This is a genomic window from Yoonia sp. R2-816, from assembly GCF_046762905.1.
Classification (GTDB): Bacteria; Pseudomonadota; Alphaproteobacteria; order Rhodobacterales; family Rhodobacteraceae; genus Yoonia.
Window position 1 is genome coordinate 255,865 of sequence record NZ_JBKQXN010000207.1, and the last position, 12,140, is coordinate 268,004.

Genomic DNA, 12,140 nt, shown 5'->3' on the forward strand with positions numbered 1-12,140 from the left:
AGTGAATACGCGCCGGCGACACAATTGCTGTGCGCCGCCTACGAGGGAAGAGATATGGCAGAAAACACTGATACCGCGACACTGAAGATCAAGGGCAAGACCTATGAACTGCCCATGCATTCCCCAACCGGCGGCCCCGACGTGATCGATATCCGCAAGCTTTATGGCCAGGCAGACGTTTTCACCTATGATCCCGGCTTTACCTCCACCGCCGCCTGCGACAGCACCATCACCTTCATTGATGGCGACAAGGGCGAATTGCTGCATCGCGGCTATCCCATCGACCAGCTGGCCAGCAAATCGCACTACCTCGAAGTCTGCTACCTGCTGCTATACGGTGAACTTCCTTCGGCAGAGCAGTTGGAAGAATTCGAATGCCTCGTGACCAATCACACGATGATCCACGAGCAGATGCACAATTTCTTCCGTGGTTTCCGGCGTGACGCCCACCCGATGGCGACCATGGTCGGCGTGGTCGGGGCGATGTCGGCCTTCTACCACGATTCCACCGATATCAACGACGCCCACCAGCGCGAGGTCGCATCGATCCGCCTGATCGCCAAGATGCCCACAATCGCAGCGATGGCGTATAAGTATTCAGTCGGCCAGCCCTTTGTATATCCACGCAATGACCTCGATTATGCGGCCAACTTCCTGCATATGTGCTTTTCGGTTCCGGCAGAACAATACAATGTGAACCCGATCCTCAGCCGCGCCATGGACCGGATTTTCACACTGCATGCCGACCATGAACAGAACGCATCCACTTCGACAGTCCGCTTGGCATCGTCGTCCGGCGCCAACCCCTTCGCCTGTATCGCCGCTGGCATCGCCTGCCTGTGGGGGCCAGCGCATGGTGGCGCAAACCAGGCCTGCCTTGAAATGCTCAAGGAAATTGGCACACCCGACCGGATCCCCGAATTCATCGCGCGCGCCAAGGACAAGAATGACAGCTATCGCCTGATGGGCTTTGGTCATCGGGTCTATAAAAACTTCGATCCCCGCGCGACGGTCATGAAGGAAAGCGCGGATGAGGTGCTCGACCTTTTGGGCGTCGAAAACAACCCGATCCTGCAGGTCGCAAAGGAACTGGAAAAACAGGCCCTCGCCGATCCCTATTTCGCCGAGAAAAAGCTGTTCCCGAATGTCGATTTCTATTCCGGCATCATCCTCGAGGCGATGGGTTTCCCAACCTCCATGTTCACGCCCATCTTCGCCCTCGCGCGCACCGTCGGCTGGATTTCTCAATGGAAAGAACAGCTTGCCGATCCACAGCTAAAAATCGGCCGACCCCGCCAACTCTATCTTGGCGAAATGGCCCGCGACTACGTGGACATTGAGAAGCGATAGTTTGAACAGGGCTGCCATCTGGCGGCCCTTTTGCTATCTGCAAAGAACGAACCGGAGCCATGTTGATGAAAGCTATCGTTGCAGCCATCGCTATCATCATCGCGCCCACCATCTCCAAGGCGGGCGACCCCTGCCCCATTCCAGTCAATATCGTTGATCTGGGTGTGCCATCGTGGCTCGACCGGAACGCACTGCTCGAACAGATCAGTTCACAACAGAGTTGGATCGGGATCCAGCACCGCGATACGCCGCAAGGAATTGTCCTGTCCCAGATCTACGACCAGAGCCCTGCGGCCGCTGCCGGACTGCAAGAGGGTGACCTAGTTACCGCGATCAACGGTGTATCGACCATCGATGTGGCGGCCCGCGAGGCGCTGTTTGATGCCGCTTCCATCGGCGATACCCTGACGTTCTCCCTGTTCAACGGGTCCGACATCACACTGACGGTTGGCCGCGCCGACCCTGTCGCCATGGGCATGATGCAAGCCCTGCGCCGGCAAGACTGCCGCGCCAGCAACATCCGCACACCCGACCCGCAACAGCAGGCCCTGTTGCTGCCGCTGCTCTTCAACCCCAACCGCAGTTTCCGCTGCGAGGAAGCCCATCAGGCACTCGAATTTCTTGGAGAACGGTTTGAAATCGACGACGTCTATATGGTGCGCGGCAGTCGTCGCATCCTGCTGGCCATGCCCCATTGGGGTACGACCTGCATCACCGCCGCCAGCGTCGACGGGGACAACCTGACTGACGCCGCGCTGCTAGCGGCGCTCGATGACGTGATCGGCGATTATGTTCAGGACCGGATCGACAACCCATGATGCTGAGAACGGACCGCCTGATCCTGCGTGCCCCGCTACCGCGGGACCTTGATGCGATGTTTTCGGTCTACAGCGACCCGCGGGCGATGCGCTACTGGTCCACGGCACCGCATGACAGCCCTTCCATCACCCGGGAACTGCTCGACTGGCGTATCGCGCATTGGGCCGTCGCCCCGGTCAACTTCCAGATAACCCTGAATGACCGCTACATTGGCAATGCAGGCAATTTCAAAGAAGATGAAATCGGCTTCATGCTGCATCCTGATCACTGGCGGCAAGGCATCCTGACCGAGGCGATGGGCGCAATCATCCCCTACCTTTGGAAGGCCACAGACCATACACAACTCACCGCTGACGCGGACCCCAACAATGCCGCGTCCTGCGGCCTGTTGCGCAGTCTTGGCTTTCAGGAAACCCATCGGGCCGAAAACACCTTCTGCATCAACGGGGTCTGGTCCGACAGCGTCTACTTTGCCTTGCCACGGCCCTGATCCATCGGCTATGCAACCCGTGGTCATCAGTTCACCAAGGCGTCGCCGGCCCGTCACGGGCCACGCTAAACCTGACATTGGCAATACCGACCGCTGACCTTTTTCAGCCGGACGACAAGGGCGACCATCACCTCAGAACGGGGTCCGGCACTTTCAGGAAAGGCCAGATCATGCCACGCGAAATCCAGACAATTACCATTCCCGACCTGTCAACGTTCACCAAGGCGTTGCGAACCCGCCTGCAACGCCATGACGGTCTGCCAACCCACGCCTCCATGTTATCCATGGTCGCGCAGGCCGCAGGCTACGACAATTTCCAACACCTGAAGGCGTCCAAGCCTACAGCATGCAAACCAACAGACAGTAAAAGGCTGGAAAAGGCACTCAGGGTCTTTGATCAGGGTATCATGACCCGCTGGCCCAAACAGACAGCGGTCCAGGGGCTGTGCCTTTGGGCCTTCTGGGCCGCCCTGCCCGCGCGGCGTGACATGACCGAGAAAGAGGTCAACGCGCTGCTGAAATCCCGCCACAGCTTTGGTGACCATGCCCTGCTGCGGCGGTCGCTGATCGACCACCGGCTTGTGCAACGCACCATTGACGGAAAAACCTATCGGCGGATCGAACAGGCACCACCAGAGGATGCCCGCGCCCTCATCGCAGCAATCTAGCGGCCTTCATACTTGGCAGGCCGCTTTTCGAGAAACGCAATCACGCCTTCCTGAAAATCACGGGTCTGGCCGCAACGGCCCTGCAACTTGGCCTCAAGGGCCAGTTGCTCGTCCAGCGAATTCTCAAACGACCCGCGGATCGCCTTTTTCAATTGACGATAGGCAACCGTGGGCCCCTGGGCCAATTGCGCCGCCCGCCCCTGCACATGCTCTAGGAATGTCTGCGCCGGTGCGGTCTCATAAATCATGCCCCAGGCGGCAGCATCCTTGGCCGACACCTTGTCGCCAAACAGGGCCGCCCCCATCGCCTTGGCCGCCCCCATCTGGCGGGGCAACCAATAGGTGCCACCGGCATCCGGGATCAGGCCGATCCGGGTAAATGCCTGAACGAAATACGCATCCTCTGACGCGATCACGACATCGGCGGCCAGCGCAAGGTTGGCACCCGCACCAGCAGCAGGGCCGTTCACCGCCGCAATCGTCGGAATACGGCAATCAAAAATCGCCTTCAGCATCGGCACGTATTCATCGCGCAGCGTCCGTTCCAGATCCAGTGTCGCCGCCGATCCGGCATCGCCCAGATCCTGCCCTGAACAAAATGCCGTGCCCGCGCCGGTCATGATCAGCACCCGCGCATCCTTTTCAGCAGCCTTGACGGCATGCGTGATCTCGGCGCGCATCTGCGTGTTCAGCGCGTTCATCAATGCGGGGCGGTTCAGCGTGATTACGGCAACCGAATTGCGGATCACAAGTGTAATGGCCTGATAGTCCATGGGCTTTCCCTGTTCCAATGCGTTGGCGACACCCTAATGAACTGATCGGTTCAGGAAAGCCCTACACTGCGTCACGACCGCAATATTTTGTCCAATTCCGCCTTTTCGGCATCGGTCAGCGCATCAGGCACCGGCTTGCGGCTGCGAATAGTCATCCAGCCGATCCCCAGCGCGATCAACAACAGCGCCGGGGCGGCAAGCCACAAGATCAGATTGGCGCCGCGCGCATCGGGGCGCAAAAGCACATATTCGCCATACCGCGCGACCATGAAATTCACTGCCTGCTCATCGGTATCACCCGCAACCAGCCGCTCGCGCAGTACGATGCGTAGCTCCTTGGCCAATGTCGCGTTGCTCTCGTCAATGCTTTCATTGCGGCACACAGGGCAACGCAGTCCTTGTGACAGGTCTCGCGCGCGTTCCTCCAGCACCGGATCATCGAGCATCTCACCCGGCTCCACCGCCCAAAGCGGGGCAGCCAGTAACATCAGGACTACTAACAGCCGCTTCATTCCGCAGGCACCGCGTCGGGGACCTTCTTGGCAGCGGCGGCACCAACGCGCAAACGCCGGTCAGACAGCGAGAAACACCCCCCCAGCGCCATCAGGATCGCACCACCCCAGATCCAGTTGGCAAAAGGTTTGATATAAACCCGCACGGCCCAGCCGCCCTGCTCCTGTGGGTCTCCGATCACCACATAAAGGTCACGCAGCACACCATTGGCAATCGCAGCCTCTGTCGTGGGCATATTCGCCACTGGATAAAACCGCTTTTCCGGGCGCAGCAACGTCACTTGCTGGTCCCCCCGCCAGACCGAGATATCAGCCATCGTCGTCAGGTAATTCGGCCCGCGCGTCTGCGCAACATCATCCAGTTGGAATTCAAACTGTCCCACAGCCCAGCGGTCGCCGACCATGGCCACGCGGATATCTTCCTTTTCCCAGGCCAGCATGGCCGCAATACCAAAAATCGTAACGCCCATCCCGATATGCGCCGTGGCCTTACCCCAATCGGCACGCGGCAGGCGGGTCATGCGGCGCAGCCGGGTCTGCCACCCGTCGCGGCCACTACGCATCCACAGATCAGCAATCGCGCCACCAACAACCCAGACACCCAGCGCCACACCAATCGGACCAAGCGCGGAATTCCCACTCTGGATCGCGTAGGCGAGCGCGGCCATGGCCACCGCCAGGATCAACCAGCCCATCAAAGGTTTCGCAGCACGCCCTAAGGTGCCCCGCTTCCAGGCCAGAATCGACCCTAACGGCAAGACAATCGCCAGCGCCACCATGAACGGGGTAAAGGCCGCATCAAAGAACGGCGGGCCAACTGATAGGGTGCGGTCAAACAGCATCTCCGCCACCAATGGCCAGATCGTGCCAATGAAAACTACGAAACAACTCACCGCCAGTAGAATATTGTTCAGGATCAGCGCACTTTCGCGGCTGACCGTAGAAAACACCCCCTTGGCCTCCATCGTCCCTGCGCGAACCGCAAAAAGGGTCAACGCACCACCCAGAAAGATCGCCAGGATGATCAGGATAAGGATGCCCCTTTCGGGATCATTGGCAAAGGCATGCACGGACGTCAGCACACCAGAGCGCACGATAAACGCGCCCAATAGCGAAAAACCAAACGCCAGTATGGCCAGCAGGATGGTCCAGCTTTTCAACGCCTCGCGTTTCTCCACCACAATGGCCGAATGCAGCAGCGCAGCGGCGATCAGCCACGGCATGAATGATGCGTTCTCAACCGGATCCCAGAACCAGAAACCGCCCCAGCCCAATTCGTAATAGGCCCACCAGGACCCCAACGCGATCCCCACTGTCAGGAACATCCATGCGGCCAGCGTCCATGGACGCACCCAGCGGCCCCATGCCGCATCAACGCGCCCTTCGATCAGGGCGGCCACGGCAAAGGAAAACGACATGCTCAGTCCGACATAGCCAAGATACAAAAACGGCGGATGAAACGCCAAACCGGGGTCCTGCAGCAGCGGGTTCAGGTCCCGACCGTTCAATGGTGGTTCCGCAAGACGCAAAAACGGGTTCGAAGTGAACAGAATAAACGCGAAAAACGCGACCCCGATCGAGGCCTGCACTGCCAGAACACGGGCCCGCAACCGGGCCGGCAAGCCGCCGCCAAACCACGCCGCACAGGCCCCGAACAGCGCCAAGATCAGCATCCACAGCAGCATGGACCCTTCATGGTTCCCCCAAACACCCGTGATCTTGTAGATCATCGGCTTGTCAGTATGCGAGTTGGCATAGACCAACTGCAACGAGAAATCAGAGGTCACAAAGGCCCAGGTCAGCACCGCAAACGAAAACGCGACCAGCAGAAACTGCGTTGTCGCCGCAGGCTCAGCCACCGCCATCCACCCGGCATTGCCGCGATGCGCGCCCACCATCGGCACAATCATCTGCACAATGGCGACACCAAAGGCCAGAATCAGCGCAAAATGTCCAAGTTCGTTCAACATGTTCCCAGTCATAGCGCAAAGCAAAACCGGGCAACATAGCTGCCCGGTCAAATCGACGCTACATTTTGGCACGCCTCAGCCGTAGAAACGGGTTTCCGTCAGCCAAAGCGCATGGCAGCGATGATAAACAACCGCGTAAGATCGGCCCAAAAGCTGCTCTGGTGTCAGTTGCACCAGCCACGGGCCAAAAGAGAACCGGCCGCCCGGACGCACCTTGGTGCCTTCTTCAAACACCAGATCAGCACGGGCATTGTCCGCTTCATCACCCAGATACCAGACCAGATGATCAAAAGAACAATGACGCAATCGGGCTGAATCGCCCCAAATCCGCGTACTCGTCTCTCCGACCGCCTCATAGCGAATGATCACGCCGGGGGTCGCAACAGGGAAAAAATAGCCTTCAATCCGTCCACCAATCGCAGTCGCAAAGAAAATCGTGACGAGGGCGCAGGCCCCAATCAAAACCTTCGTCATCTTACGAAACCTCCCTGCACCGCATAGGTCAGCGCGGCCATCAGCAACCCGCCGATAATCAGTCGCACCAACCATTTCAGTGTGTCCTCAATCGCACCCAATCGGTCCGAGACATTGTCGCGATGCACCTCATCGACCGCATTGCGTGTCTCCAGCGCGATGATGCGCCGCTCAAGCTGATCAACCCAATCGTTATCCATGATTTGCCTGCCAATCAGTCAATGCCGCATTCGGTGCTGATGGAGCCTCCGGCGCATACTCGGGCGCGACGGGCGCCTTCAAATGCTGCGCCATGATCAAGCTTCGCGCGACAGAGCGTTGAAAATCCTGCCCTTTCGCCTGATGCCGTGCACCAAAATAGAAACTGACAATCGCCCCCATCAGCCACCAGAGCGGCTCCGGCACCAGCGCGATACCCTGCATTCCTTCAATGAACATCTCCGGCTCCTGCATCGCCAGCACAAACAGCCAGATCGTTCCCAGCGCCAGCATCGGGCGCGGCAACCGGTTCATCGCATCAACGATCCGATCAAACAGACCACAACGCGGATGCATGAATTCTGCCGCGAATTGCTGCAGGCTCTCCGACCGGGCTTCGGCCTCGCGCACGGCCCCTTTCTCGGCATTCTCGCGAAACACCTCTGCGGTTTCCGCTACGACATTCCGCCCGCCACCAAACAGGAACGTCATCAATCCGGTAATCAACCCCATGCCGCCACCCTCTGCCGATGTTGCGCATCCGTCAGGTGATAGCGCGGGGCAATGAACTCCTCCGCCCGCAAGATCCAGCCCCCCTTGCCACCATCACGGCGGCGGGCATATTTGCGGCTGTTCGCCCGCCGGTCGGCCAAATCATAGTAATAGTTCCGCCGCGCAATCCCGTAGGCATCGACAAAATGATTGGGGGCCGCTTCCAGCGCTTTCATAGTCGCCGCAATAGTGCGCGGCCCGATCACACCATCAACCTTGACCGGGATACGCATATCACCCAGCAAACGCTGGAGGATCTTCACCGCATTCGCCCCGGCATTGACATACATGTCAAACACCGTCGCATGCAGCACCTCAGGCAGCTGATCGATCCTGGGTTTGCGGAAATAATGTTCGACAAAAATCGACACGGCCTTGACCTTGGTCAGCACCTTCACGTCAGCTTCGTCAACATCCCCGTCACCATCCAGATCGAGCCCCAACCGGCGCATCGTATGAATGGTCACCCCGTATTTGGTCGCCCCGCCGGGATCATCGGGGTCATTCACATAGCCACCCTCGCGGGCGACAATCTCGGTCGCAATTTCTGTAACGCTTTGCATTCGCAGCCCTCATGCCCAACAACACAAAAGCTGCGAGGAATTGGTTAATTCGTGACAACCTCACCGTCCGGTGCCTGATAGACGCCCTGTTCCTTCAGGGCATCCACCACCTCTGCCGGCATGTAGGTTTCATCATGTTTGGCAAGGATTTCAACAGCTTCAAAGCGACCATTGACGTAATTCCCCTGCGCCACCATGCCCTGACCTTCCTCAAACAGATCAGGCAGGATACCGGTATAAACAACAGGCACAGACGCACCACCATCGGTCACGGCAAAGCTGATCTGCTCCCCCTGGCCACGCACCAGCGACCCTTCCTCAACCAGCCCGCCAATACGGAACCGCTCTGTCGGCAAGGGCGGCGCTTCGGCCACCTCAGTCGGCGATCGGAAGAACTGAAAACTGTCATCAGGCAGAAACGCCAATAACACCAGCACCAGCGCCACGCAGACACCGGCAATCGAAAGCACCTGAATACGGCGACGCTTTTTCAGCGATTTCAGACCTCCCGTCATGGGAACACCGGGGCCAGCATCAACCCCTCCGTCTCTGGCAGGCCCAGCATCAGGTTGGCATTCTGCAACGCCTGCCCGGATGAACCCTTGGTCAGATTATCCAAGGCGGCGATCACAATCGCCCGCCCCGGTACCCGGTCAGCCACCACGCCGATATGGCAAAAGTTGCTGCCCCGGATATGTTTGATCGACGGATGCTGTCCCATCGGAAGTACCTCAATAAACGGCTCGGCCGCATAAACCGCGACCAGCGTATCATATATGGCCTGCGGATCACCCTGCACATAGGTGGTGGCCAAAATGCCGCGGTTGGCCGGAATCAGATGTGGTGTGAACTGGATTTGAACAGGCCGACCAGCGACCAATGCAAACTCCTGATCGAACTCACCCAGATGCCTATGCGTGCCACCAACGGCATAACCATGCGCCCCTTCTGACAATTCCGCGTGCAACAGGTTCTCCTTCAAGGCGCGCCCTGCCCCGGATACTGCCGCTTTCAGGTCAAGAATGATCTGATCCAGATCAATCACGCCTGCCGCAATCAACGGACGCAACGCATATTGGCCGGTCGCTGCGTTACAGCCGGTACCGGCCACAAGCCGGGCATCCCTGATCTGATCGCGATAAAACTCCGTCAGGCCATACACAGCCGTCTTCTGCAATTCAGGTGCCGCATGCGGCTTGCCATACCATTTCTCATAATCCGCCGGGTCACGCAGCCGGAAATCAGCGGACATATCCACGATCCGAACGTGATCGGGCAGGCCAGCAATCACCTGTTGCGACGTCGCATGCGGCAATCCACAAAACACGATCTCGACCCCGTCAAACGACATCTCTTCAATCGTGGTCAAACGCGGCAGGTCCAGATGGCGCAGATGCGGAAACACCTCGGCCATGGCCATCCCGGCCTTTGAGTTTCCGGAAAGCCCGACAATCTGCAGGCTCGGATGTGTGGCAATCAACCGGACGAGTTCCGCCCCGGTGTAGCCAGAAGCGCCAAGAATGGCGACATTATGGGTCATATCGATATCCCTTTGGGATGAAGTCTTTGGAAGGGTTCAAGCAGCTTCAAACGTGATTTGTCGTCGCAAAAACTGTGTGGCGCGGCTCGACACACGCGCGGGATCGCCCGTCGTCAGAAACGCGCTCTCAGTACCCGACCCAGTCATATTTGGATGCCGCTCAAGATAATCCGCCAGACTCTCGGCCACCAAATCCGCCTGTGAAAACACCTTCACATCCGGCCCCAACGCCGCCTGAAACGCATCATGCATCAGCGGATAATGGGTGCAGCCCAGAACAGCCGCATCCGGGTCAGGCATCTTGCGCTTCAGCGCATCGACATGCGACTTCACCAGCGCCTCCGCCAGAATCATATCGCCGTCCTCAATGGCATCGACAACACCACCACAGGCCTGCGCCTCCACATCCACGCCAATCGCCCGAAACGCCAGTTCCCGCTGAAACGCCCGGCTCGACACCGTGGCGGGCGTCGCAAACAATGCAACATGCTTGGTCGCGACCTCGCGCGGTGGTGAATTATCGCCCCACTGCCGTTCGGTCAGCGCCTCGATCAGCGGCACAAACACACCCAGCACGCGCTTGCCCTCTGGCACCCAGCCTTCCTGCATCCGGCGCAGCGCGGCGGCAGAGGCCGTGTTGCACGCCAAAATCACCAGATCACAACCGGCGTCAAACAGGCGCTGCGTGGCCTGCGTCGTCAGATCATAGATGTCATCAGCATCGCGCACACCGTAAGGCGCATGGGCGCTGTCACCAAAATAGACCAGCGGCAAATCGGGCAAACGCTTCGTCACGGCGTCCAGCACCGTCAGCCCCCCAAGCCCGCTATCGAATATCCCGACGGCCATTACGCACCTTGTATTTATCTTCAAACTCATGGCCCAAGCGACTTGCATCGACGGGCTTTGGGCTCAACTCATACGTGGCTTTACGCAGGAAATCCATGCACCCTTTTGGGTCTTTTTTGAATGCGGCCAGCCGATCAGTCGGGATAGGCTTACCCACCACGACACGCACCGGTTTATTGATCCGGGCCCTGAACTCGCGGAGCAGCAAACCAAGCCGCAAATTCGCATGAATATGGCTCGCCAACTGAAAAATCCGGCTGTTCCCGCCCTCGAAAAATACCGGCACAACCACCGCATCCGACTTGGCAATCATCTTGGCAGTAAACGTGCGCCAGCCCGGATCCATCGGCTGCGAAAACGGCTTGGCCGCGGTGGAAACTGTCCCGCCCGGGAAAATCCCGATCGCGCCGCCATCCTTCAGATAACGGACCGCCTCTGCGCGCGTTTCCAAATTCAGCTTTGCCGCTTCTTTCGTCTCATCAAAGGAAATCGGCAAAATCACCCGTTCCAGATCAGGTGACCGGCGAAAGATCCGATGCGCCAACACCCGAAACTCGCCATCGCGGCGTTGCGACAGGATACGCCCCATCATCAACCCATCAAGGATGCCATACGGATGATTGGACACCACAATCAGCGGGCCGGTCGCGGGGATATTCTCCAGCGCCCCACCAACGACCTCGAGTTTCAGACCATAACGCCCTGAAATCACTTCCCAGAAGTCCTGGCCGGCAGCGACATCCAGATCATAGCCGCGCGCCTTGCGGATCAGCCGTAACCGCCCCGTGGCATTCTCCATGACCCGCACCAAGGCGCGCGCACGCCTGCTCTTGACCGAACTGGCATAAGAGATATCGCGCGCAACTTCGCGGTTTTTCATACCATCTCCAATTTCAACTGACCTCGGCACAGTACTCAAACTACTGCGTTGTTATCACAATCCCATGTCAGTAGGCTTCCCATAGTGAAACCAAAGGTAAAATTTGATCCATGAAATTCCGCAAAATTCGTTTGGCCCTCGTCGCATTTGCTTTGGCCGGCTGCAGCGCCTCGGTAGAGCCTTACGTCAAAACTGGCGGTAGCAGTAAGGTCTCCCAACTGGAACAAACCGTGATGGTGACAGGCGGGCAAGTATTCAAAACAATGGGTTTCGTTGAGGTGTTTGAACCGGACTACTACGTTCTGGTCTCGGCACCGGACGGGCGGAACCTCGCCCAATCGCGGCGACGTGCCACCGAAGCGGCAAAAGTATCTGTCGAAGGCTTTGACTGCATACGCGGGACGACGGTCAGATCCGGTAGCAGGTATTCCGAAGAAGCAAATCAGTGGTTGGTTGTTGTCAGATGCGCCCGCGGTGGTCTGCTGTGACAGCCACGCGCGAG

The 12,140-nt window shown here is 58.5% G+C and carries 16 protein-coding genes; 5 read left to right on the top strand and 11 right to left on the bottom strand.

Features of this window, described 5'->3' with window-relative positions; all coding sequences use genetic code 11:
• Positions 1–54: 54 nt before the first annotated feature.
• From ACFWW2_RS13595 to ACFWW2_RS13610, 4 genes are all read left to right on the top strand, one after another.
• Positions 55–1,350: a citrate synthase gene (locus ACFWW2_RS13595; RefSeq protein WP_393928618.1), complete on the top strand. Its 1,296-nt coding sequence runs from the start codon at positions 55–57 to the stop codon at positions 1,348–1,350.
• Between the two features lie 65 nt (positions 1,351–1,415).
• Positions 1,416–2,168 carry a PDZ domain-containing protein gene (locus ACFWW2_RS13600; RefSeq protein WP_393928619.1) on the top strand — a complete coding sequence of 251 codons (753 nt, stop codon included), beginning with the start codon at positions 1,416–1,418 and terminating at the stop codon, positions 2,166–2,168.
• Positions 2,165–2,659, top strand: a complete 495-nt coding sequence (locus ACFWW2_RS13605) for a GNAT family N-acetyltransferase (RefSeq protein ID WP_393928620.1) — start codon at positions 2,165–2,167, stop codon at positions 2,657–2,659. The genes ACFWW2_RS13600 and ACFWW2_RS13605 overlap by 4 nt, the downstream gene beginning before the upstream one ends.
• A 170-nt stretch (positions 2,660–2,829) precedes the next feature.
• Positions 2,830–3,327 (top strand): DUF2087 domain-containing protein, encoded by a 498-nt coding sequence (locus ACFWW2_RS13610; RefSeq protein ID WP_393928621.1) that lies wholly within the window; start codon positions 2,830–2,832, stop codon positions 3,325–3,327.
• On the opposite strand, the gene ACFWW2_RS13615 is transcribed toward ACFWW2_RS13610, so the two are convergent.
• The 11 genes from ACFWW2_RS13615 to ACFWW2_RS13665 all read right to left on the bottom strand — a co-directional run bounded on the left by ACFWW2_RS13615 (position 3,324) and on the right by ACFWW2_RS13665 (position 11,638).
• On the bottom strand, positions 3,324–4,100 hold the full coding sequence (locus tag ACFWW2_RS13615; RefSeq protein WP_393928622.1) for an enoyl-CoA hydratase-related protein: 777 nt from the start codon (positions 4,098–4,100) through the stop codon (positions 3,324–3,326). The genes ACFWW2_RS13610 and ACFWW2_RS13615 overlap by 4 nt on opposite strands.
• Positions 4,101–4,171: 71 nt before the next feature.
• A complete protein-coding gene (locus tag ACFWW2_RS13620) occupies positions 4,172–4,612 on the bottom strand; it encodes a cytochrome c-type biogenesis protein CcmH (RefSeq protein WP_393928623.1) in 441 nt (146 codons plus the stop codon).
• The gene (locus tag ACFWW2_RS13625) at positions 4,609–6,582 is read right to left on the bottom strand and encodes a heme lyase CcmF/NrfE family subunit (RefSeq protein WP_393928624.1); all 1,974 of its coding nucleotides are present in this window, start codon (positions 6,580–6,582) and stop codon (positions 4,609–4,611) included. Before ACFWW2_RS13625 ends, ACFWW2_RS13620 begins: the two co-directional genes overlap by 4 nt.
• A 75-nt stretch (positions 6,583–6,657) precedes the next feature.
• Positions 6,658–7,056, bottom strand: a complete 399-nt coding sequence (locus ACFWW2_RS13630; protein ID WP_393928625.1) for a hypothetical protein — start codon at positions 7,054–7,056, stop codon at positions 6,658–6,660.
• On the bottom strand, positions 7,053–7,256 hold the full coding sequence (locus ACFWW2_RS13635) for a hemolysin XhlA family protein (RefSeq protein ID WP_393928626.1): 204 nt from the start codon (positions 7,254–7,256) through the stop codon (positions 7,053–7,055). The genes ACFWW2_RS13630 and ACFWW2_RS13635 overlap by 4 nt, the downstream gene beginning before the upstream one ends.
• On the bottom strand, positions 7,249–7,767 hold the full coding sequence (locus ACFWW2_RS13640) for a holin family protein (protein ID WP_393928627.1): 519 nt from the start codon (positions 7,765–7,767) through the stop codon (positions 7,249–7,251). Before ACFWW2_RS13640 ends, ACFWW2_RS13635 begins: the two co-directional genes overlap by 8 nt.
• On the bottom strand, positions 7,758–8,369 hold the full coding sequence (locus tag ACFWW2_RS13645) for a holin-associated N-acetylmuramidase (RefSeq protein ID WP_393928628.1): 612 nt from the start codon (positions 8,367–8,369) through the stop codon (positions 7,758–7,760). The genes ACFWW2_RS13640 and ACFWW2_RS13645 overlap by 10 nt, the downstream gene beginning before the upstream one ends.
• Before the next feature lie 44 nt (positions 8,370–8,413).
• Positions 8,414–8,884: a cytochrome c maturation protein CcmE gene (ccmE, locus tag ACFWW2_RS13650; RefSeq protein ID WP_393928629.1), complete on the bottom strand. Its 471-nt coding sequence runs from the start codon at positions 8,882–8,884 to the stop codon at positions 8,414–8,416.
• Positions 8,881–9,909, bottom strand: coding sequence for an N-acetyl-gamma-glutamyl-phosphate reductase (gene argC, locus ACFWW2_RS13655; RefSeq protein WP_393928630.1), 1,029 nt, complete (start codon positions 9,907–9,909; stop codon positions 8,881–8,883). Before argC ends, ccmE begins: the two co-directional genes overlap by 4 nt.
• 36 nt (positions 9,910–9,945) lie before the next feature.
• A complete protein-coding gene (locus ACFWW2_RS13660) occupies positions 9,946–10,758 on the bottom strand; it encodes a glutamate racemase (protein ID WP_393928631.1) in 813 nt (270 codons plus the stop codon).
• Positions 10,736–11,638, bottom strand: coding sequence for a lysophospholipid acyltransferase family protein (locus ACFWW2_RS13665; protein ID WP_393928632.1), 903 nt, complete (start codon positions 11,636–11,638; stop codon positions 10,736–10,738). The genes ACFWW2_RS13660 and ACFWW2_RS13665 overlap by 23 nt, the downstream gene beginning before the upstream one ends.
• A 110-nt stretch (positions 11,639–11,748) precedes the next feature.
• Between ACFWW2_RS13665 and ACFWW2_RS13670 the strand changes: the two genes are divergently transcribed.
• Entirely contained in the window at positions 11,749–12,126 is a 378-nt protein-coding gene (locus tag ACFWW2_RS13670; RefSeq protein ID WP_393928633.1) for a hypothetical protein, read from the top strand.
• The last annotated feature ends 14 nt before the right edge of the window (positions 12,127–12,140 follow it).